A 22,480-nucleotide genomic window follows, 5' to 3' on the forward strand; every position below is an offset into this window, starting at 1 on the left:
TGCCAAGGAGAATAGGCGTAGCCAAGCGTGCTTCAAGTGTATGGACTGTGATTTTGAGGAAAACGCTGACGTAGTCGGCGCGATCAATGTGTTAAGGGCGGGACACGCCCNGTTAGCTTGTGCAGAGACTTCGCNTGTAGGTAAGGGCGTCGGGCCAAGAACCCACCGAAGCGAGTCAGGCGATGGTCGCCTGAACGCCGTAGGAATCCCCGTTCTTTAGGGCGGGGAGGATGTCAAACAAACTAACGGCAAGACAATAGTCCTTAATGAGGGCTTAGTTGGTTACGCTTTGGCTAACAGCACGAATCAATTCGTTATTGCATCCAATACCGGACTATTTACTTCCGGTGGTGTGTTTAATGTGTTTGTCAATGGCATTGAGCAGCAGATTTCAGTTGGTGCTTTGCAGTAGTCGTAGTTGTGCTTTTAAACGACGCAGATAGTGAATCAGCGTCGCTATGTTTTATAAACGTTTTATTAATATTTTTAAGGGTAAAAAAATGAGTTTTAATCGGAAGTTTTTATTGACGGCTTTAGGTCTAACATTAGCTGCTGTAGCGCCTCAGGCGTCAGCTGACGAGATAGCAAATCAATTTGATGTAACAATTCAAATTGTAGATTCTTGCGCGATTAGTTCTCGCGGTCTTGCGCCTTTGGATTTTGGAATGCATGGTTTTTCTGCCAAGAATGTAGATAGTACGACTAATTTGAATGTTGCTTGCACTAAAGGCTCATCTTATTCAATTGCGTTGAATGCAGGAGAGAATGCCGAAACTGCTAACGATGTTGGCACTCGTAGAATGAAAGGTGTTGATACGCTTAATGCCAATGATTATGTCGCTTATAATTTATACTAGGAAGAAAGTAGAGCGACAGTGTGGGGCGATGGCTCTTCAGGCACTGTACTAGCTTCACAAACCGGAACCGGCTCAGAAGTAACACACACGATTTATGGAAGAGTGCTGAATACTAATCATACGGTTGGTAATTATTTGGATACAGTGACGGCAACAGTAACTTTCTAATAACGTTGGGGTGTTAAATTAATACTCCTATGTTACCTGTTAAGAGGCACAAGGCGTTTGTTGTACAAAAAATGCCTCTCAGTCGTTTAAGTATTTGTGGTTTTTTGTTGATTGGCCTACAGCCAATCCATGTAAATGCGCAGGATATTCCACCCGCTATCAGTCCGTCTGAGCTTCGTTTACTGCAAGAAGCTCAGGCGGATTTTAATACCGTTTATTTATTGGTGACTTTAAATGGCAATAAACTGCCTGATTTATTACCATTTACAGTTAAGCAAGGACAGCTCTATACTAGCCCAGACGTTTTGCTGTCCATGGGTTTTAAGGATTTGGATAGTAGTAGCCCCTTACTTGCCTTGGATCAGATTGCCGGCTTACAGCAGCATTATCAACAAGAGGTTCAGGCACTGTCTTTAACCATTCCGCTGGATCGTCTTGATCATGAGCGCAGAGCATTTATCCAATCAAGCTCACCAGATATTGAAGTATCTAAGGGTACGGGGCTACTGCTGAATTATGATTTGTATAGCTCTTATTCAAGTGATAAATATAAATCGTTAAGCCTTTTTGCTGAAGGGCGCTTTTTTACTCCTTATGGTGTGCTTAGTAATACAGCGCTCTATCAATCAAATTATTCGCCCTTTAATAGGCGTTGGCATAATCAAGCTGTTAGACTTGATACGCAATGGGAAACTTCGTGGCAAAGCGCTGCGATCAGTCTGCGTTTGGGGGATACCTTGACGGCTTCTTTGCCATGGAGTCGCTCCACCCGTATTGGTGGGATTCAATTAAGTCGTAATTTTGCCCTACAACCTTATTTATCAACTGCGCCATTGCCTTCCTTTTTAGGTGAGGCGGCTGTACCGTCGACGGCGGAACTGTATATTAATGGGATTAAGCAGTATGAGCAAAATGTGCCGTCAGGCCCTTTTGAAATCCAAACCATGCCCTATATCAATGGCGCTGGCAATGCCACGATGGTCTTGACCGATACACAGGGTAGGCAGCAGAGCATGAGCTTACCTTTTTATAGCACCACCATGCTGCTTCGACAAGGTTTGGCGGATTGGTCTATAGAAGCCGGTTATGTACGAAAGGACTATGGCATCCGCTCGGATCGTTATGCCAAAGAAGAGGTGTTTTCGGGTACGCTTCGTTATGGTTTAACGAATTCAATCACGACAGAACTGCATGCTGAGGGTTCGCGAGAATTACTCAATTATGGGGTAGGAGCTAATATCCGCTTGGGTCAATTGGGCGTGTTTACGGGTTCCATTGCCAATAGTCGACTAGACGATAAGGCCTTTGCCAAGGAGAGCGGTCGTCAGCATAGCTTGGGTTATCAATGGCAGGGTAAGTATTTTCATGTGAATGCGAGTCTGACTAAGGCAAATAGAAAATACAAGGATATCGCTTCCTTGTATGGTTCTGAACATCCGGAAATTAATCAGACGATCTCCACCGGGATCAATTTGGGGGAATGGGGGAGTTTAGGTGTCAGCTATATTAAGCTTGGGTATTTTGAACAAGAAGAAAACCGCTATGTTAATGCCTATTGGAGTAAATCGATCGGACGTTCAACCTATGTGAGCATTAATTACAATAAAAGTCTCAGTGGTAATGGCAGCTCTTCGGTGTATGCCGGTATTTCCTTTAGTTTAGGTGATAATTATCGAGTGTCTTCGGCAGTAAATCACTCCGATGGTCAACAGCGTTATACGGTTGACGTTAATAAAACCAGACGAGACAATATGGGTTGGTCTTGGAATTTACATGGTAGTCACGCTGAGGATGTCAGTGCATTGCATGCCAATGCGGATTATCGTGGACGCTATGGTGATTATGGGGTGGGCGCACGCGTTGATAACAATCAGCAAGCTGCTTACTTGAGTACACGTGGTTCAGTGGTTGCGATGTCGGGAGGGGTATTCCCCGGTCGTCAGATCACGGATGGTTTTGCGGTCGTCTCTACTAATGGAATTGCCGATGTGCCTGTTAAACTGCAAAATAATAGATACGGCACGACGAACCGTCGTGGATTATTACTGGTTGCCCCTTTAAATGCCTATCAGCATAATAAGATTGATATAGATACCATGACGCTACCTGCTAATATGTCGATTGATAAGGTCAGTACCGATATCTCTACTCAAGCCAAATCGGGTACGCGCGTTTTATTTAAAATCGAGCCGATAAGAGCAGCCACTGTCTTATTACAAGACGCTCAGGGAGAAGCCCTGAAATTAGGTACTCAGGTAGTACTAAACGGCAAGCATAGCACCATGGTTGGCTATGATGGTATTGCTTATTTAGATAAACTCGAAGATTCAAATCGACTTGAAGTTAGCGGCGAACAAATAAGTTGTACTATTGAGTTTGACTTTAAATTAGAAGAAGCCACCATCCCACAATTAGGACCTTTTGTTTGTAGGTAAACAGATGATAAAGCTTAGAAAAACGATTTTTTATACCTTTCTTCTGATGGGTGGTTTGTTTGGGCATCAGTCGGCTGAGGCTGCTTGTACTGCTTCAGTGACAGGGCTTAATTTTGGAGAGATTGACCCCGTTAATCTGCAGCCATTGTTGAACGAGAATCCTAGTGCCCAATTGAACTATGAGTGCACTGGTTCGATAAGTTTATTGACTAATAAGTATGTCTGTATAGAAATTCATCCGACTGGAAGCGATATTATTCCACGTAAGTTATCTCATACTTCTTCATCATCAAACATTGATTTTCAGATCTATATGGATGCAGCGCGAAGCAAGGTATGGGGCTACCGATTTGGTAATTCCGTCTATCCGCCGATGATTATAGATCATGGTCGCGTATTAGTTAGTGTAGGAGGTGCTAAGGGCTCATTACCAATTTATGGTCGATTGCTTGCTAGTAGTGGTGATCTTATGTCGAAACCTTATGGTTCATATACAGCAACCATGAGTATAAGAGTAAAAATGTCATCTCTTGCTGTTTTGGGATTAGGTGCTTGTAGTTTCAGTAGTGATACCACTACAACTACATTAACCGCAACCGCTAATATTCAGAAGACATGCAATGTCAGCGCCACCACGCTTGATTTTGGTGTGCAACCAAGTAATTTCTCCGGGCCGATTAATGCCACCTCACAAATCAACACGCATTGTGCGAATGGCACCGACTATCAAATAGCCCTTAATAATGGCTTACATTCAGTTGGCAATACACGTCGTATGAAATCAGCCGATGGAGATTATATACCTTATGAGTTGTATAACAACCCACAACGTACACAGCGTTGGGGTGAGACGTTAAATACAGCAGAAACGAAAAAGCTGACATCGACAGGCCATGCTCATCAATCAATCGTTTACGGTCAAGTGCCGCAGACACAGGGCTTGGCCGCTGCACAATATAAAGACACGATCATGGTCACGGTGACTTATTGATTTAGCGCAAGGCAATAGCGCTACGTCTGAACCGTCGTGCCTAGCGTCTGTCAAATAGTTGCAATGTGTTTCATTTAGAATAACCTTAGCACGATCAGTGTTATTATTGAGTCAGTATTAATTGAAATCGTAGTAGGAGAAAAAATGAAAGATTCACGAGAGCGTTACGGTAGTATTACGCGTATTTTCCATTGGGTGATGGCGTTATTAATTGTTTGGCAGGGCATGAAGTTCTTTGACCGTATTGCTGATGGTGAGCATTGGGTGGGTCAGAATTTAGTCCCTTGGCATGGCAGTATTGGTTCATTAATCTTGTTATTAGTGATTTTGCGCATTATATGGGCTTTAAGCCAGCACAATAACCGTCCGCTACAGGAGCCGGCGACAGCTGCCTTGGTTAAGCTCGGTCATTTTTCGCTGTATGCCTGTATGGTCTTGATCCCTGTTTCCGGGATAATGTATTTGGTTGGCCGAGGCTTCGGCTGGAAGGCTTTTGGAGTGCAGATTATCAGTGGTGGTCCTGAAATCCCTTGGATGGCGACTGTCGGCGGTACGCTACACTCACCACTCTCTTGGATTTTCCTGGTTGTGGTCATTGGTCACGTTGCAATGGCTTTCTATCATCATTTTGTTAAAAAAGATGGTGTGATGAAGCGTATGGTGTAGCTTTAGGTTGCCCCCTGTGTGTCAACATAACCCTGAGCCACTGGTATTTGAGATAACATACAGATCAGGGCCGTCAGGAGAAGCAAAATGCCTAAACCAGCCACACCCGTTGACCTAAAGGTCGAGCCGCAGCAGAGCTTGAGAAACGCACACGCCGTGTGTTTACCCCCGAGTACAAGCTGTCGATCATTCAGCAAGCCGACGCCTGCAAGCATGGCGAAGTCGGCAAGCTGCTGCGGCGCGAAAGCTGTATTCCAACCAGCTGGCCCAATGGCGGCGCGATCTGCCGGAGCAGGGTGTTGACGGGCTAAAAAAATCGCACCCGGCCCTGCCGTCAAGAAAACCGCCGAGCAAAAACGTATCGAGCAACTGGAGAAAGAAAATGCCCGCCTGCGCCGTCAGGTCGAGGTTAAAGATAGCTGCCTGATGCTCCAAAAAAAGCCTTGGAATTGTTGGACAATCTGGAAGAGAGCGCATCATGACGCAGTTCGTCAGCCAGCCGTTGCCTGACCGGGTTGTCCATTTGCTCTTCTAAAAAGCCTAGGCCGGCTAACATTCTGCGGGCGCGGGCATCGGCAGTGTAGGCATCGGCACTGTCCAGCTCGGCATGTAAACGGCCCAGCTCGGCACCATCGTGCTGCTGCTCGGCAATGGCTAAGCGCTGCTGAATGTCGCGCAGTTGGGTGTCACCATCTAGAACATAGTCGATGGCTTTGCGCTCAGGGACATCAATTTCTTGACGCATATGGGCAATACGCCAAGTAGCGGGTAACTCGCACTCGCCGGCATCGTGATGCAGTTCACCGCGCAGTAAAGCGAATAAGCTGGATTTACCAGCGCCATTGGCACCAATTAAGCCGACTTTATGCCCTGGGTGCAGGGTTAACTCTGCATTTTCCAGTAAGCGCAGTGGGCCGCGTTGTAGGGTAAGATCAGTAATTCGTATCATGGCGCAGAGTTTATCAGCTCCAATTTAAGGGGGTGGAATATTAGCGTCCCTAATGAGGCAAGCCCAGTATTTAATATCTATTCAATAGAACTGGCGCAAGCGATCGCTGTAGGCAGTCACGGCGCACGGTACGCTCTGCTTGAGGGTGTTTAATTTAAGTGTTTTGGCGTTGCTCAGCCACATAACTTTGCACTGCTTGCTGGCGCGCTTCATTCAGTGCTTTACCCAGCTCAGCGCCTTACAAGCCTTGCGCTAGTAAGGGTTTGACGTCCACCGCGCGCACCACATCAGCGGCTTCGCGAAAATATTGCGCTTGTGGGTAATCGCGGTCTTCGAGGCCAAGGCGGCCACGGGCGTCCATTTCACAGGCGGCAATAAAATCAGCCAAGCGTTGTGGGCGGCGCATAATGTCAAACTTCATCAGTAGCTTTAATAAGGTACTGGGGCGCAGTTCCAACGCACGGTGGGCATGGCTGTGAAATTCACCCACTAAAAAAGCCAGTTGCGCGCAATCATTGGGCACTTTAAAGCGCTTATTCACTCTTTTAATTAATGCCAAGCCGCGAGTTTCATGGCCAATGTGCCTGGGCCACTCGGCAGGATCGGTGGTGCCTTTGCCCAAGTCATGTAATAAACAGGCCCAGCGCACATTTAAAGGTTGGGCAAAACGCACACACTGCTGCAGCACACTAAGGATATGGATCCCCGTATCAATTTCTGGGTGATGTTGTTCAGGTTGCGGTACGCCAAATAATGCGTCCACTTCGGGCAGTAAAACTTTTAATGCACCGCACTCCCGTAACACTTCAATAAAAACTTCAGGGTTGTTTTCCATTAACGCGCAAGCAAATTCTTGCCATATACGCTCAGCAGTTAAGTGCTCAAGCTCGCCGGATTCAGCCAGCACACGCATCAGTTCTAAGGTGTCAGGGTGCACGCTAAAACCTAAATAAGCATAACGAGCAGCGAAGCGGGCAACCCGTAACACCCGTAATGGATCTTCAGCAAAGGCTGGGGACACATGGCGTAAAGTGCGTGCGGCTAGGTCTTGTTGGCCGCCGTACGGATCAATCAGCGTCCCGTCAGCAGCAAGTGCCATGGCATTCACAGTGAGATCGCGGCGTAATAAATCTTCTTCTAAGGTCACATCGGGACTGGTGTGAAAGGTAAAGCCGTTATAACCATGGCCACTTTTGCGCTCAGTGCGGGCTAACGCATACTCTTCGCCGCTTTCTGGGTGTAGGAATACCGGAAAATCTTCACCCACTGGGTGAAAGCCTTGCTCAAGCATGTGTTCTGGCGTTGCGCCGACCACTACCCAGTCAATATCGATCACCTCGCGGCCTAATAATTGATCACGAACAGCACCACCGACCTTGAAAATTTGCATACAGAGACATACCTTAATAATACATGACACCAAGCGCTTCTAGAGTTATTTATCTTGATGCCAGTGTTGTGTTGCTTAACGACTGCTTAGTGTGCTAAATTGTAACAGCGCTGGTTAGAGATTAAGCAGACAGAATTGCTCACACAACATCAGTAATAAAAACACCGATAGGTAAAAGCTATCAAGGCTATGATATCAATCAATTATACCTAAGCGCTCAGGTCTGCTATTATTAACAGCGTAAGTTCTTCAACATCTTAAAGGAATTTTAAATGTCTTATATTAATAGCGAAGTTAAACCATTTAATGCAACAGCATTTCACAATGGTGATTTCATTGAAGTTAGCGAAGCAGATCTGAAAGGTAAGTGGTCTGTAGTATTTTTCTACCCAGCAGACTTTACCTTTGTTTGCCCAACTGAGCTGGGTGACCTAGCTGACAACTACGAAGAGTTCAAAAAGCTTGGCGTAGAAATCTACTCAGTGTCCACTGACACGCACTTTACTCACAAAGCGTGGCACGATACTTCAGAAGAAATCGGCAAGATTCAGTACCCAATGATCGGTGACCCAACAGGTCAAATCACCCGTAACTTTGGTGTGATGATTGAAGAAGATGGTTTGGCAGATCGCGGTACTTTTGTAATCGACCCAGAAGGTAAGATTCAGATCGTTGAGATCAACGCTGGTGGTATTGGCCGTGACGCACAAGAGCTACTGCGCAAAGTTAAAGCAGCACAGTACGTTGCAGCGCACCCAGGTGAAGTTTGCCCAGCTAAGTGGAAAGAAGGTGAAGCAACTCTAAGACCTTCACTGGACTTAGTCGGTAAAATCTAAGGTTAAACCCTTACTTGTTACCTCGCTTGCTCAGTTGTAATACAACTCGGTAAGCCCGACGCCCGGGCATACTTCGCTCGGGCGTTTATTTTCTAAGAACAGAGTTTGGAGCATATTAATCATGTTGGACGCTAATTTAAAAGCACAACTACAGGCTTACCTAGAAAAGGTGACGCAGCCGTTTGAAATCGTTGCTTCCCTTGATAACAGTGCCAAATCTACCGAATTGCAAAACTTGCTGGAAGAAATTGCCGGCATGAGTGACAAAATCACCCTGCGTACTGATGGTGATGATGCACGTACCCCTTCATTTTCTTTAAACCGTCTGGATGGTGGCATCAGCTTAAGCTTTGCTGGTATACCACTGGGCCATGAATTTACTTCATTGGTGTTGGCGCTGCTGCAAGTTGGCGGACACCCATCGAAGCTAGGCCAAGACGTTATTGAGCAGATTTCTAACTTGCAAGGCAAGATGCATTTTGAAACGTATTATTCCTTGTCTTGCCAGAACTGCCCAGATGTTGTTCAAGCACTGAACTTGATGGCAGTGTTGAACCCCAATATTAGTCACGTTTCCATTGATGGCGGCCTGTTCCAAGACGAGGTGGAAGAGCGTCAAGTGATGTCCGTGCCAATGGTCTTCTTGAATGGCGAAATGTTTGCCCAAGGCCGCATGGATGTTGCAGAAATCCTCGCCAAAGTAGACACCGGTAGTGTTGAGCGTGATGCCGCTAAAATGAATGAAAAAGATCCTTTTGAGGTCTTAGTAATTGGTGGCGGTCCTGCCGGTGCTGCAGCTTCAATTTACTCAGCACGTAAAGGTATCCGTACCGGTGTTGCGACAGAGCGTTTTGGTGGTCAAGTATTGGATACCATGGCCATTGAAAACTTTATTTCTGTTAAAGCTACCGAAGGTCCAAAGCTGGTCCGCGCCATGGAAGAGCATGTGCGTGATTACGATATCGACGTGATGAACTTGCAAAAAGCCAGTCGTTTAGTCCCTGCTGAAGAAGAGGGTGGCTTGCACACTGTCGAATTTGAGTCTGGCGCGAGCTTAAAAGCAAAAACCGTTATTATTTCCACCGGTGCCCGCTGGCGTGAAATGAATGTACCCGGCGAGCAAGAGTACCGCGGCCGTGGTGTTGCTTACTGCCCACACTGTGATGGTCCTTTATATAAAGGTAAAGATGTAGCAGTGATTGGTGGTGGTAACTCGGGCGTTGAAGCCGCCATCGATTTAGCCGGCTTGGTGATGCATGTGACTTTGCTTGAGTTTGCTGACAGCCTGCGCGCTGATGAAGTGTTGCAGAAAAAGTTAGCCAGCTTGCCCAATGTCACCATTATTAAGAGTGCGATGACCACTGAAGTGATTGGTGATGGCAGTAAAGTAACTGGCTTGATCTATCAAGACCGTACCACAGAGGAAAGCCACACCGTTAATTTGGATGGTATCTTTGTGCAGATTGGTTTGTTACCTAACACTGAGTGGCTGAAAGACACAGTTGCCTTGTCTCAGCACGGTGAAATTGAAATCGATGCTCGCTGTGCAACCAGTATCCCAGGCGTCTTCGCTGCAGGTGATGTGACTACAGTACCTTACAAGCAGATTGTGATTGCCATGGGCGAAGGCTCAAAAGCCTCATTGAGTGCATTTGATCACATCATCCGCTCGTAATCGATAAGATCTTGCATCAGCCTAGAGTGAGGCTGCAATAAAATTAAACGCCCGCTGCATTGAATTGCATGAAGTGACCCCCAAAAGTTAGACCTAAAAAATCTAACAAGGCTATAAGCATGCTTCTGTACGAGCGGGCCGTGCCCGTTATCATTTCATGGGGCCGGCCCAGCCCGTACCGGCGCAAGCGGGGCGCAGCAGCCAGCCACGAGCTTTGAGCGAAGAGGAACGCAGCAAGGTAACCGAGGTCTTGACCAGTGATGAATACGCGGACAAACCGCCAGCACAGGTCTATTACAGCCTGCTGCAGCAAGGCATTTATCTGTGCTCGATCAGCACGATGCATCGCCTGATGCGGGAGGAGGAGCTTAATGGCGAGCGACGCCAGCAACGCCCTGCTAGCCCTCAGCCAATTCCACGCTTGCAAGCAACCCGGTCCAATCAGGTGTGGACTTGGGACATTGCCAAACTGCCGACAAAAAAACGTGGTGAATACCTGTCTTTGTATGTGGTTATGGACCTTTTCAGCCGCTACATCGTCGCCTGGATGCTGTCACGCAAAGAAAACAGTGCCTTGTCGAGTCAACTGATTGAGGAAGCCTATATGCGGTTACGACATCTAGCCCGATAGCCTGACGATTCATCAGGATCGCGGTGTGCCCATGACGGCGCACTGCTACCTGGACTTGCTGGGCGAGCTGGCCATTACCGCCAGCCACAGTCGCCCCCGGGTAAGCAACGACAACGCCATGAGTGAGTCGCAGTTCAAGACCCTGAAGTACCAGCCGGACTACCCAAGGCGCTTTGACAGCTTCGATCACGCCATGCGTTGGTGTGAGGACTATTACACTGGTACAACCACCAACATCACCACAGCAGCCTGGCAGGCTTTACGCCGTATCAGGTGTTTACCGGTGAGTACCAAAACCTGGTCAAGACGAGGTAGGCAGCTCTGGACGCCATGTACAGCCGCCGCCCGGAGCGGTTTACCAGGGGACGCCCTGTCGCCCAGATGCCGCCTTCAGAGGTGTGCATTAACCCGGTACCTGAAGATGCCGACCAGGCCACCGTCGAAGATGGAGTCAACTTTCCGACCTTGAAACGGGTCATCGAGAAAATACGTTAATTTTTAAAGAACCGGCTCAAATCAGGTTGACACATTCCGGTTGCATCAAGTTTTTTAAAAGCCAACGGATTAAAAGTCTGTTGGCTTTTTTAGTTGATGCGCCCAGCATCCTTTAGCGTTGCTCCCAGTCTCGTGTTTCTGTTTTGATTAGATTCTGAGCTTCTTCGAGCACTCTAATCACTTTTACTTTAATCCATAGTTCTTTTGCTTCGTCATAATGTGTGGACATCATGGCGAGCCATTGTTTATAGCGGCCCAGCACTCTACTCTCGGTGGTTTTTGGTCCGTACAGTAGGGTGCGGCCTTCTAAAAAGCGTCGCTGCAGTTGTAATAGCTCAGACCAAGTCATAATAGCTGACTCACTGTCTTTGCGAATGCAATGAGTAATATCGGGGGTCATGACGGCGCCTCGTCCAATCATAAGGTCTTCGCAGCCGGATTCCACTTGACATTGCTTAGCATCTGCATTGTTCCAGATTTCGCCATTGGCAATCACATTAATGTTAATGGCATCGCGAATAGGGCGTAGCTGATCCCAAAAGGCAGGCGGTTTGTAGCCTTCAGCTTTGGTGCGAGCATGCACGGTAAGCCAATTCGCGCCCGCATCTTCAATCGCATGGGCATTTTCTAAGGTGAAATTACGATCCATGTAGCCAAGTCGCATTTTTGCAGAAACCGGTATCTCAGCAGGTACAGCATCACGGACCGCTTTGACGACTTGATAGATCACCTCGGGTTCATCTAAAAGAACTGAGCCACCACGATGTCGGTTGACTGTTTTGGCGGGGCAGCCAAAGTTTAGATCGATCGCCGGCGCACCTAAGCTTGCCGCTCGAATCGCATTTGCTGCGAGCATCTCGGCATTGCTACCGAGTAGCTGCACATGAACAGGCGTACCTGCTGCCGTCTTACCACCATTTTCTAATTCCGGGCATAGTAAATAAAACGAGCTGTCTGGTAATACTGTATCGGTAATACGGATAAATTCAGTCACGCACCAATCAAAATCACCTGCAGAGGTGAGCAAATTGCGCATTAACGGATCGGTTAAGCCCTCCATGGGGGCGAGGATAAGTTTCACGATTGTGGAATAAATGAAATCGGTTTTTTGAAGCTGATAGTATATCTATTTGCGAAGAACAAATCCGCATATAAAAACCGAGTTTTAAAAATTTTAGGAGTCAATGTTAATGGCTATTCAAGCAGGCATTTACCGTCACTATAAGGGCGCGCTTTATCAGGTGTATCGAGTGGTTAAGCACAGTGAAACTGAGGAGGAGCTAGTCTGTTATCAGTGCTTATATGGAGACTATTCCTATTGGGTTAGACCCTTAGCGATGTTCAATGAGGTGATTCAAAATGCGGAGGGCAAAAAGGTGCCTCGCTTTGAGTTAATACAAGCTCTGTAGCTATAAAAAAGGCAGCGCTAAGGCTGCCTTTAATCATTAAAAAAGCCAAGTTTTTGGGTCTTGAATTGGCTCATCATCGTAAAAGGTGATAAAGCCTTTGACGACTCGGATAACATACCAAATACTTGTTAAGATCCCCGATATAACGCCAATACCTAAGATCGCAAGGATAAAGCTAATAAAACCGTATAAAAGCCCTATCCAAAAGGTACGGATTAAGTAGGTAACATGGCTCTCATAAATAGAGTTTTTATAATCATCACGCTTAATATAGACCATTACTAGACCTGCAATGCTGATTAAACCACAAGTAAATAAGCCAACTGCAAAAACAATATAAGTTACGAGCAGAAAGTTCTTCTGCTTCTCGCTGACTCGTTTTATTTCTTCAATTTGGTTATTGAAATCTTGTATAGTCATCCCTTTCAAAAATTGCTTAGACGCCTTTCATGAATATATGGCTGACATTCAAAAATTAAAGTATTAAGACGTTATGAATTATTTCAATAATTACAAAGACAGGTTTTTATTTGCATCTTCGACAAGCACAAAAAAGCGCGATCCTGATGATTCGCGCTTTTCTTAGAAGTTAAACTATTTTTTCATCGTAAAAATAATAGGGATGGCAATAAGAAAGCTTTTCTACTTCTCATCGATTTGTTTTGCTTGTTGAATTTGCTTGTTGAAATCTTCCATGACTATCCCAATGAGGGAATGCACATAGGTGAACAAGGGGTTAATACGCTGGTATATGATCTCTAAACTAACAAATAAAAAATTAGTTTAAATATAAGCTGTTTTAACTTCTTAAGCTAACTTAAGTAATCGTCTTAAAAGAGCCAAGTATAAGGTCTGGCTATGGGTCGATTGTCATAAAAGCTGATAAAACCTATCACAACGCGAACAATGAACCAAACAAATGCCCATATGTACAGTAAATAACTGAACATGACGGATAAAGGAAACGTTATAAAACCAATGCCAATAAAAATGAATAGTGCACTAAATACGGAGCCAACAAAGAAAAGTACAAAACCACTTATAAAGAAAAAAATAGTTAGCCAGAAAGTACGAATCAAATAAGTTATGTGGCTTTCATAAATGGTGTTTCTATAATCAGACTGTTTTATATAGGCCATTATTATGCCGATGAGAGTGGTTACGCCTCCAGTGAAGATACCTAGAGCAAAAAAAACATAAGTCGCAAGCAGAAAATTTTTGTCTTCACTCTTGACCGGTTTCTCTTGGGTTTGCTCTTTTTGTTGCAATTGAGTAGCAAAATCTTGCATAAATATTCTCTCTGAATAAATAGTTAATAAAGTGTAGACATCTTTGAAAGTGGATTAAATTGTAACTAATTATGATGGGTGATGTTTATTGATTGGATGATTTAAGTAATTAAAAGTTATTAAAAATAATGGCAAAAAGATTAAAATCGCTGATGGATTCATAGTGAAAGTTTACAGCCGTAAAAAAAGCGCGTTCGTCAGTCAACGCGCTTTTAGATGTAATACTTTATTTCTTCATCATATCGTAGAATTCGGCATTGTTCTTGGTTTCTTTGATTTTGCCGAGGATAAACTCCATTGCCTCAATCTCGTCCATATCATGGATAAACTTACGTAAAATCCAGACTTTTTGTAAATCCTCGGGCTTCATCAGTAGTTCTTCACGACGAGTGCTTGATTTGTTGAGGTTAATCGCAGGGTAGAGACGTCTTTCAGCTAAGCGACGCTCTAAGTGAACCTCGGAGTTACCGGTGCCTTTAAATTCCTCGTAAATCACATCGTCCATACGGCTACCCGTTTCAATTAGGGCCGTACCGACAATGGTTAAAGAACCACCTTCTTCAACATTACGTGCTGCACCAAAGAAGCGCTTAGGGCGGTGGAGAGCGTTGGCATCCATACCGCCGGTTAATACCTTGCCTGAGGCAGGAATTACCGTGTTGTACGCACGTGCTAAGCGGGTGATTGAATCAAGCAGAATAATCACGTCTTTTTTCATTTCAACCAGACGCTTAGCTTTTTCAATGACCATTTCTGCTACTTGTACGTGACGGGTAGCGGGTTCGTCAAAGGTTGAAGCAACAACCTCACCACGAACGGTGCGCTGCATCTCGGTAACTTCCTCAGGACGCTCATCGACTAATAAAACAATTAAGGTAGCGTCAGGGTGATTGGTCGTAATAGATTGCGCAATGTGCTGCATCATGACGGTCTTACCGGATTTGGGGGGCGCGACAATCAGTGCACGCTGACCTTTACCGAGAGGAGCGAAAATATCTAAAATTCGACCGGTGTTATTTTCTTCACTGCGAATGTCACGCTCTAAATGCAGTGGCTCATCCGGGTGTAGAGGCGTTAGGTTTTCAAACATCATGCGATGCTTGACGCGATCGGGCGCTGCGCCATTAACCTTTTCAACTTTAACTAAGGCAAAATAACGCTCATTGTCTTTAGGTACACGTACTTCACCTTCTACCGAGTCACCTGTGTGGAGGTTAAAGCGACGAATTTGTGAAGGGGAAATATAAATGTCGTCTGTGTTGGCTAAATACGAAGTCTCCGGAGAACGTAAAAAGCCGAAACCATCCGGTAAAACTTCCAGTACACCATCGCCGAAAATTTGCTCGCCGCTCTTGGCGCGTTTTTTCATAATGGCAAACATCAGCTCTTGCTTACGGAAGCGGTTGGCGTTATCGATTTCTAATTGTTGCGCCAGCTCCAGTAATTCGGAGACGTGTAAAGATTTGAGTTCGTTTAAATGCATTGCTTGTAGTTATATTAAATCAATTGGTTGATGTGGCAGCCAAGTGAATTTGGCTGCGCGCAGTATAAAAAGAAAATAGCGGTTACTCAGTGGTTACTAATCGATTGATCACTAAGGCTTAGAGTGCTTGATCGATTAGGCTGGCTAGTTGTTGCTTGTTAGCAGCGCCGACTTGTGTACCGACTTCTTGACCTGCTTTGAATGTTTTTAATGTAGGAATGCTGCGAATACCAAATTTTGCAGCAACCTCAGGATGTTCTTGAACGTCAACTTTAACCACGCGAACCTGACCCTTATAGTCTTTGGCAAGCTCTTCGAGTACGGGGGCAATCTGACGGCATGGACCACACCAAGGCGCCCAAAAATCGACTAAAACAGGTAACACGGACTCTAACACATCAGCATCAAAGCTGGCGTCTGTAGCATTAATGATATCGCTCATAGTTTTTACTCTTTAATAAAATTAGAAAGCAAGTAGCGCTTGTTGTGCAAGAAGCGTATTGTGTTATAGCTTCCTTGGGTCAGTGATACACTAACCAAGCTATTTGCCACTAATGGGAATCTAATTCGGCCTGCTATATGATGAGAGGCCACAGAAAAAAGCTTGTTTATATTCTTCTATAATCAGCAGCGGAGTAAAGCTTAACAGTCAGTATGAAGCTTAGGGTGTTTGCCGGATAATGTCACACACAAGGTGATAAGAATATATTATTTTATGCAGCTAGAATAACATTAAAATCTGTTTTATGTTGAGTAAAGCGCGTGATTTCATTACAAAAGTCTTGTATAGGCTATAAAATGTCTTTTTTTTACAATCTAATTAATTAAGTAATTTACCCAGTATGAGCAATCAACAAAGTTACGAAGAATCCTCGATCCAGGTACTTAAGGGTTTAGAGCCGGTGCGCGAACGCCCTGGTATGTACACGCGGACAGAAACGCCTTTACATATCATTCAAGAGGTCATCGATAACTCTGCGGATGAAGCGCTGGCCGGTATTTGTAAAAATATCCACGTCACCATCCATCAGGATCAGAGCATCAGCATTGAGGATGATGGTCGCGGTATTCCGGTGGGGTGGCATGCAGAAGAAAATGCGCCGGTCGTCGAGATTGTGTTTACCCGTTTGCATGCTGGGGGTAAGTTTAATAAAGCCACGTCCAGTGCCTATGCATTCTCCGGTGGTTTACATGGCGTCGGGGTGTCCGTCACTAACGCCTTGTCTAAGCGTCTTGAGGTGGTTGTAACCCGTGGTGGTCAGCAGCATCAGTTAGTCTTTGCCAATGGCGGCGAAGTGCTGGAGCCTTTAAAAGTCATCGGTACCGCACCGGCCCGTAAGACTGGTACCGTCGTGCGTGTCTGGCCTGACGCTAAGTATTTTGATAGCCCTAACCTTCCCATTGTGGACTTACAGCGCTTATTGCGCAGCAAAGCCGTGTTGTTGCCGGGTGTCTCTATTACTTTGACCAATGAGAAAAACGGTCAAACTCAGCATTGGCAATACACCGATGGCTTACGTGGTTACCTGGAAGAAGAGTTGGCAGGTGAGGACTTGTTGATTCCGATGTTTGAGGGTAAGCAATTTGCCGCCAAAAACGATGAGGATTTTGCTGAGGGTGAGGGCTGTGAATGGTTAGTCGCTTGGACTTTAGAGGGGGCGATCGCCCGTGAGTCCTATGTGAACTTGATCTCTACACTAAATGGTGGGACTCATGAAGCGGGTCTGCGAGAGGGCCTATTTAATGCCTTAAAGGGGTTTATCGATATTCATAATCTTTTGCCCAAAGGTGTGCGCTTATTGGCTGAGGATTTATTTGCGCGTGCAAGTTTTGTATTGTCGGTACGTATGTTGGACCCGCAATTCCAAGGTCAGACCAAGGAGCGGTTAAATAGCCGTGATGCGGTGCGCTTAGTGAGCAATTACGTTAAGAGCTCATTTGAGTTATGGTTAAATAGTAATGTCGACTGGGGGCGCACGCTTGCCGAGATGGTGATTCGTCAAGCTCAGGCACGTGCACGCTCTGCGAAAAAAATTGAAAAGCGTAAGAGTTCCGGTGTGGCGGTTTTACCCGGCAAATTGACGGATTGTGAGTCCGACGATCCGACCCGTACTGAGGTCTTTTTGGTGGAAGGTGATTCTGCCGGCGGTTCCGCCAAAATGGGTCGTGACAAGGAGTTTCAAGCAATTCTTCCTTTGCGCGGTAAGGTATTAAACTCATGGGAAGTTGATAAAGATCGCCTCTTTGCCAATAAGGAAATTCATGATATTTCTGTCGCGATTGGGGTGGATCCTCATGGCCCCAAAGAGTCGGTTGATTTGTCAGGATTACGTTATCGCCGTATTTGCATCTTATCGGATGCGGATGTGGATGGTTCGCACATTCAGGTCTTGTTGTTAACCTTGTTCTACCGACATTTTCCTAAATTAGTCGAAAATGGCTTTGTTTATGTGGCGCAACCCCCGTTATTTAGAGTGGATGCACCGGCTCAGGGTAAGCGCCCGGCACGTAAAATCTATTGCTTAGATGAGCGTGAATTAGACTCGACGGTTGATAAGTTAATCAATACGGAAAATTACAAAGAAACAAGTCTCAGCATCAGTCGCTTTAAAGGTCTTGGTGAGATGAGCCCTGAGCAACTTTGGGAGACGACCATGAATCCTGATACACGTCGTCTATTACCCGTGACTTTCGGCGATTTTAGTCCTGAAGAAACACAGCAGATGTTTGATATGTTGATGTCGCGTGGTGAAGCTCAGCAGCGTCGTTCGTGGCTAGAAGAAAAGGGTAATCTTGCTGACTTGGATGTCTAAGTAAGTAGGCTTTTTAAACAGTTTAAACCTAAATTAAGTGTTAAATGACAGAACAAAACAATTTATTTGATGTACCTGAAGAAGAGGGCGTAACGCTCGGTCTTTATGCTGAAAAAGCCTATTTAGATTATGCCGTGTCGGTTGTTAAGGGGCGTGCTTTACCGGATGTGAGCGATGGTCAAAAGCCGGTGCAGCGCCGTATCCTTTATGCCATGAATGCGATGGGTCTTAGGGCCAATGCTAAGCCGGTAAAGTCTGCACGAGTGGTAGGTGATGTACTGGGTAAGTATCACCCCCATGGTGACCAGGCAGCATACGATGCCATGGTGCGGATGGCACAAAGCTTTACGTTACGCTATCCCTTAGTTGATGGTCAGGGTAATTTTGGCTCACGTGATGGTGACGGTGCCGCTGCGATGCGTTATACCGAGGCACGTTTGACCCCACTGGCTGAGTTGTTGCTGGAGGAATTAGGCGAAGGTACGGTTGATTTTATGCCTAACTACGACGGCAGTGAAAAGGAACCGGCCTTGCTTCCTGCACGCTTACCGATGATGCTGCTTAACGGTGCGTCGGGCATTGCGGTTGGGATGGCGACTGAGATTCCTTCGCACAATTTAAGAGAAGTGGCCTCAGCGTGTGTGGCCTTGCTTAAAAAGCCGAGCTTAACCGATGATGAGTTAATGCAGTATATCCCCGGCCCGGATTTCGCTAATGGCGGTCAAATTATTTCACCGGCTGAAGAGATTGCTGAGATTTATCGGAGCGGTAGAGGCTCTGTTAAAGTGCGTGCGCGTTGGGAGTTTGAGGAGTTGGCACGCGGTCAATGGCAATTGGTCGTGACTGAGTTACCACCCGCTACCAGCGCCCAAAAAGTGTTGGAAGAAATTGAAGAAATTTCTAATCCGAGAATTCGTACCGGTCGCAAAGCATTGACAGCCGATCAACAACAAGCACGTGCAGCGATGCTGTCTTTATTAGATAGAGTGCGCGATGAGTCGGGTAAAGAAGCGGCTGTGCGCTTGGTTTTTGAGCCTAAAACATCTCGTGTTGATAGAGTTGAGTTTGTCAATCAACTACTGGCTAAAACCAGCATGGAGAGCAATGCCACCGTTAACCTCGTCTGTATCGGCATTGATGGGCGTCCGCGTCAGCGTAATCTACAAGAGATTCTGACGGAGTGGTTAGCATTTCGCTCCAACACGGTCACTCGTCGTACTCATTATCGTTTGGATAAAGTAACAGATCGGATTCATGTGCTTGAAGGCCGCATGGTGGTCTATCTCAACGTGGATGAAGTGATTGCGACGATTCGTGATTCTGATGAGCCAAGAGCCGCCTTGATGGAGCGCTTTAACCTAAGTGAGCGCCAGGCGGAAGATATTTTAGAAATGCGTTTGCGTCAATTAGCCCGTCTTGAAGGAATCAAAATTGAGCAGGAGCTTGAAGAAAAGCGTCAAGAGCAAAGTGATTTACAGCATTTACTGGATCACCCAACAGCCATGCGCAAAATGATGATCAAAGAGATCGAAGCCGATGCGAAGAAATTTGGTGATGATCGCCGTACCGTGATTCAAGAAGCGGAAAGAGCCGTTTTAGAGCATAGGGTAGTTGATGAGCCGGTCACCGTGATTGTTTCACAAAAAGGTTGGCTGCGCTCTCGTCAAGGCCACGGTCATGAGGCGCAGAGCTTTACCTTTAAATCCGGTGATAAGCTTTACGATACCTTTGAAGTACGTACGGTCGATAGCCTGCTTGCGCTATCCAATACGGGACGGGCATATACTGTCGACGTAGCTGATTTACCGTCAGCGCGCGGTGATGGCCAGCCCATTACGGCGATGGTTGATAGCGAGTCCAATACCAAGATTAATCATTTCTTGGCTGCTGATGAGGCACAGCAACTGCTCTTGATTCAGGAACATGGCATTGGCTTTATGAGTACCGTCAAGCATATGTCCAGCCGTCAAAAAGCGGGTAAGCAGTTTATCACGGTTGAAAAGCCGTTATTAAAACCTATTTTTGTCAACAAAGACGATCGTTATTTGGCGTTACTAAGCGCTAAGGGTAGGTTTCTCATTATTTCTTTGACAGAAGTCAGGAATTTGGCAGGCGGTGGCCTGGGGACTATCTTAATGGGTCTGGACGAAGATGATAAACTAAGTCAGGCCGTGCCTTTTGGTGAGACCGGTTTAGCAGTCACTGGCACTTATCGCCGTAAAGAAACAGTAGATATTTTGGATTTAAATGAATTAGAGCAGTACATCGGTAAACGTGCTCGTAAGGGTCGCGTTTTAGATGTCAGGGTCAAAGACTTTGTTTTGAGTCGACCCGGTGCACTTGACGAAGAGTAAGGATAATTTGTTCGTACTGAGGCACTGAAGAGATACATAAAGGAAAAGTATGTCGTTTAAAGTTGAGGTGATGCCGAGCGGGCATCAGTTTATGGTTAAAGAGGGGCAGATTGTCTTGGATGCTGCCCTAGATGCAGGGGTTATCCTACCTTATAGCTGCCGTAGCGGTTCATGTATCAGCTGTAAGGGTAAGGTGCTTGAGGGGGATTATGATCCCGGGATTGGCACTGAGCAAATGATGTCGCCGGACGAAATGGCTGAAGGCTACACTTTGTTTTGTCAGACGACTGCCGAATCAGATTTGGTGATCGAGAGCCCGGAAGTTCGTTTAGAAACAGACATCATTACTCGCAAGATGCCGGCACGTGTCACTCAGCTCGAACCGTTGAGTGATGATGTGATGCTGGTGCAGCTGCAAATGCCTTCGACCGAGATGATTCGCTATCAGGCCGGGCAGTATTTAGACTTTATTTTTAAAGATAATGTGCGTCGTTCTTATTCTATGGCTGTCGCTCCCGAAGAGGGTAAAGCAGTGGAGCTACACATACAGCATATGCCGGGTGGTATGTTTACTGATCGTATTTTCGGTGCAGCAGAACGACCGATCAAGCTACGTGAAATTCTCCGAATTGAAGGCCCATTAGGTACCTTCTTCTTGAGAGAAGAGAGTGATAAGCCTATCCTGTTTGTCGCCGATGGTACCGGCTTTGCACCGGTTAAGGCGATGATAGAAGATCTCATTGCCAAGGGCATCACACGCCCGGTCACTTTGTATTGGGAGGGTCGCCGACCGCAGGATCTCTATATGAATGACTTGGTTGAGCAGTGGGTCGATCAGCTACCTCACTTTAACTATGTACCGGTCGTATCAAGCGTCTTAGCGGAAGATAACTGGCAGGGCCGTACCGGTTCAGCATATCAGGCAGTTTTAGAGGATTTTGAGGACTTGTCAGTTTACCAAGTCTATGCCTGTGGTTCTCCTGCACTGACTGATGCAGCACGTAAACACTTTATTAAAGAAAGAGGGCTACCTGAAGGGGAGTTCTTTGCTGATACCTTTACGTCGGCTAAGGATAGGGTTTGATCTGATTGCTGAGTTTAATTGGCAAATGCAGTTATTAGGGCGCGATGAACATCGGCCCTTTTTTTATAAACCGCTCATGCGCACCTTCGCTCAGTCCAATTAATTGTCAAAGAAATTCAATACTGCATCCAAGCCGTTGTGATTAATACTAAAGCGGGCTTCTTCTTGTACCTTAGGCTTGGCCATATAAGCAACCGAGTAATTCACCTTAGACATCATGGGAAGGTCATTGGAACCGTCACCAATAGCGATACACTGCTCTGGTGTCGCACCGAGTTGCTCCATTAGGGTCTCGAGATAATTAGCTTTTGCATCACCATCCAAAATATCGCCCAGTACACGGCCACTTAGTTTGCCGTCCAGTACTTCCAACTGATTAGCATAGGCATAGTCTAAATCCAAGCGCTCTTTTAAGCGTGAGGTAAAGAAGGTGAAACCACCGGAGACTAGCAGGGTAGTGATACCGTGTTTGTGTGCTGTCTCAATTAAGGTTTCAGCACCGGGATTCAGGTGCAAAATATCATCGTAAATGGTTTGTAAGCATTTGGCTGAGGTACCTTCAAGTAAGGCCACACGCTTAATCAAGCTTTCTTTAAAGTCTTTAATCTCGCCACGCATGGTGGCCTCGGTGATTTCGGCTACCTGATCCTTGCGTCCCGCACAGCCGGCGATTTCATCGATACACTCAATATTAATCAGTGTCGAGTCCATATCCATGGCTAGAATTTTGATGTCGTTGAGTGAGCGTAGTTCATCTAAAACGGCCATATCAACTTTGTGTTGTTGACACCAGTGTCGGATGTCTTCTAAAAGTGATTCATTAAAACCGTTGAAACGAACGACATGATTACGTACCTGAATAACCTGATCAGCTTCGGCAATAGCGGCTATTTGCTCACGTAGTTGAGTATCTAAAATAGGTGACTGTAAAACAAGGTATTTCATTGACACTGTC

20 protein-coding genes and 1 pseudogene are annotated in these 22,480 nt (G+C 45.9%); 13 read left to right on the plus strand and 8 right to left on the minus strand.

The window, feature by feature from the left end; all coding sequences use genetic code 11:
* Positions 1–289 precede the first annotated feature (289 nt).
* The 6 genes and pseudogenes from B092_RS15990 to B092_RS15340 all read left to right on the plus strand — a co-directional run bounded on the left by B092_RS15990 (position 290) and on the right by B092_RS15340 (position 5,428).
* A complete protein-coding gene (locus B092_RS15990; RefSeq protein ID WP_018573805.1) occupies positions 290–412 on the plus strand; it encodes a hypothetical protein in 123 nt (40 codons plus the stop codon).
* 88 nt (positions 413–500) lie between these two features.
* Positions 501–1,025: pseudogene (locus tag B092_RS15805) on the plus strand (Csu type fimbrial protein).
* Between the two features lie 29 nt (positions 1,026–1,054).
* On the plus strand, positions 1,055–3,460 hold the full coding sequence (locus B092_RS0103230) for a fimbria/pilus outer membrane usher protein (protein ID WP_083907449.1): 2,406 nt from the start codon (positions 1,055–1,057) through the stop codon (positions 3,458–3,460).
* A gap of 4 nt (positions 3,461–3,464) precedes the next feature.
* Positions 3,465–4,451, plus strand: coding sequence for a Csu type fimbrial protein (locus tag B092_RS0103235; protein WP_018573808.1), 987 nt, complete (start codon positions 3,465–3,467; stop codon positions 4,449–4,451).
* A 144-nt stretch (positions 4,452–4,595) separates the two neighbouring features.
* A complete protein-coding gene (locus tag B092_RS0103240; protein ID WP_018573809.1) occupies positions 4,596–5,117 on the plus strand; it encodes a cytochrome b in 522 nt (173 codons plus the stop codon).
* A 158-nt stretch (positions 5,118–5,275) separates the two neighbouring features.
* Positions 5,276–5,428, plus strand: a complete 153-nt coding sequence (locus B092_RS15340; protein ID WP_156813063.1) for a hypothetical protein — start codon at positions 5,276–5,278, stop codon at positions 5,426–5,428.
* A 98-nt stretch (positions 5,429–5,526) separates the two neighbouring features.
* Here the strand turns inward: B092_RS15340 and B092_RS0103250 are convergent, their stop codons facing one another.
* Complete coding sequence (locus B092_RS0103250; RefSeq protein ID WP_026253572.1) at positions 5,527–6,066, minus strand: ATP-binding cassette domain-containing protein; 540 nt, start codon at positions 6,064–6,066, stop codon at positions 5,527–5,529.
* A 238-nt stretch (positions 6,067–6,304) separates the two neighbouring features.
* Positions 6,305–7,456, minus strand: a complete 1,152-nt coding sequence (locus tag B092_RS13555) for a multifunctional CCA addition/repair protein (protein WP_018573811.1) — start codon at positions 7,454–7,456, stop codon at positions 6,305–6,307.
* A 272-nt stretch (positions 7,457–7,728) separates the two neighbouring features.
* On the opposite strand from B092_RS13555, the gene ahpC reads away from it, so the two are divergent.
* From ahpC to B092_RS15345, 3 genes are all read left to right on the plus strand, one after another.
* Entirely contained in the window at positions 7,729–8,292 is a 564-nt protein-coding gene (ahpC, locus tag B092_RS0103260) for an alkyl hydroperoxide reductase subunit C (RefSeq protein WP_018573812.1), read from the plus strand.
* A gap of 121 nt (positions 8,293–8,413) precedes the next feature.
* Positions 8,414–9,967, plus strand: coding sequence for an alkyl hydroperoxide reductase subunit F (gene ahpF / locus B092_RS0103265; RefSeq protein ID WP_018573813.1), 1,554 nt, complete (start codon positions 8,414–8,416; stop codon positions 9,965–9,967).
* A gap of 214 nt (positions 9,968–10,181) precedes the next feature.
* The gene (locus B092_RS15345) at positions 10,182–10,598 is read left to right on the plus strand and encodes a DDE-type integrase/transposase/recombinase (protein ID WP_160115304.1); all 417 of its coding nucleotides are present in this window, start codon (positions 10,182–10,184) and stop codon (positions 10,596–10,598) included.
* A gap of 607 nt (positions 10,599–11,205) precedes the next feature.
* Here B092_RS15345 and B092_RS0103275 read toward each other — a convergent pair.
* Positions 11,206–12,174 (minus strand): tRNA dihydrouridine synthase, encoded by a 969-nt coding sequence (locus tag B092_RS0103275; RefSeq protein ID WP_083907450.1) that lies wholly within the window; start codon positions 12,172–12,174, stop codon positions 11,206–11,208.
* A 109-nt stretch (positions 12,175–12,283) separates the two neighbouring features.
* On the opposite strand from B092_RS0103275, the gene B092_RS0103280 reads away from it, so the two are divergent.
* Positions 12,284–12,502, plus strand: coding sequence for a DUF1653 domain-containing protein (locus tag B092_RS0103280; RefSeq protein WP_018573816.1), 219 nt, complete (start codon positions 12,284–12,286; stop codon positions 12,500–12,502).
* 36 nt (positions 12,503–12,538) lie between these two features.
* On the opposite strand, the gene B092_RS0103285 is transcribed toward B092_RS0103280, so the two are convergent.
* From B092_RS0103285 to trxA, 4 genes are all read right to left on the minus strand, one after another.
* Entirely contained in the window at positions 12,539–12,922 is a 384-nt protein-coding gene (locus B092_RS0103285) for a DUF4870 family protein (protein WP_018573817.1), read from the minus strand.
* 410 nt (positions 12,923–13,332) lie between these two features.
* Positions 13,333–13,791 (minus strand): DUF4870 family protein, encoded by a 459-nt coding sequence (locus B092_RS0103290; protein WP_018573818.1) that lies wholly within the window; start codon positions 13,789–13,791, stop codon positions 13,333–13,335.
* 226 nt (positions 13,792–14,017) lie between these two features.
* Positions 14,018–15,274: a transcription termination factor Rho gene (gene rho, locus B092_RS0103295; RefSeq protein ID WP_018573819.1), complete on the minus strand. Its 1,257-nt coding sequence runs from the start codon at positions 15,272–15,274 to the stop codon at positions 14,018–14,020.
* Between the two features lie 118 nt (positions 15,275–15,392).
* Positions 15,393–15,716, minus strand: a complete 324-nt coding sequence (gene trxA, locus B092_RS0103300; protein ID WP_018573820.1) for a thioredoxin — start codon at positions 15,714–15,716, stop codon at positions 15,393–15,395.
* A gap of 400 nt (positions 15,717–16,116) precedes the next feature.
* Here trxA and parE point away from each other — a divergent pair, with 400 nt between their 5' ends.
* From parE to B092_RS0103315, 3 genes are read left to right on the plus strand one after another with little or no spacing between them, the layout of a single operon-like run.
* Complete coding sequence (gene parE, locus B092_RS0103305; protein WP_018573821.1) at positions 16,117–18,087, plus strand: DNA topoisomerase IV subunit B; 1,971 nt, start codon at positions 16,117–16,119, stop codon at positions 18,085–18,087.
* Between the two features lie 44 nt (positions 18,088–18,131).
* Positions 18,132–20,441: a DNA topoisomerase IV subunit A gene (gene parC / locus B092_RS0103310; protein ID WP_018573822.1), complete on the plus strand. Its 2,310-nt coding sequence runs from the start codon at positions 18,132–18,134 to the stop codon at positions 20,439–20,441.
* Between the two features lie 49 nt (positions 20,442–20,490).
* Positions 20,491–21,525, plus strand: a complete 1,035-nt coding sequence (locus B092_RS0103315; protein ID WP_018573823.1) for a CDP-6-deoxy-delta-3,4-glucoseen reductase — start codon at positions 20,491–20,493, stop codon at positions 21,523–21,525.
* A gap of 99 nt (positions 21,526–21,624) precedes the next feature.
* Here B092_RS0103315 and serB read toward each other — a convergent pair whose 3' ends face one another.
* Positions 21,625–22,476 carry a phosphoserine phosphatase SerB gene (gene serB / locus B092_RS0103320; RefSeq protein ID WP_026253574.1) on the minus strand — a complete coding sequence of 284 codons (852 nt, stop codon included), beginning with the start codon at positions 22,474–22,476 and terminating at the stop codon, positions 21,625–21,627.
* Positions 22,477–22,480: the final 4 nt, after the last annotated feature.

Origin of the sequence: Oligella ureolytica DSM 18253 (assembly GCF_000373745.1) — a bacterium.
GTDB lineage: Bacteria > Pseudomonadota > Gammaproteobacteria > Burkholderiales > Burkholderiaceae_B > Oligella > Oligella ureolytica.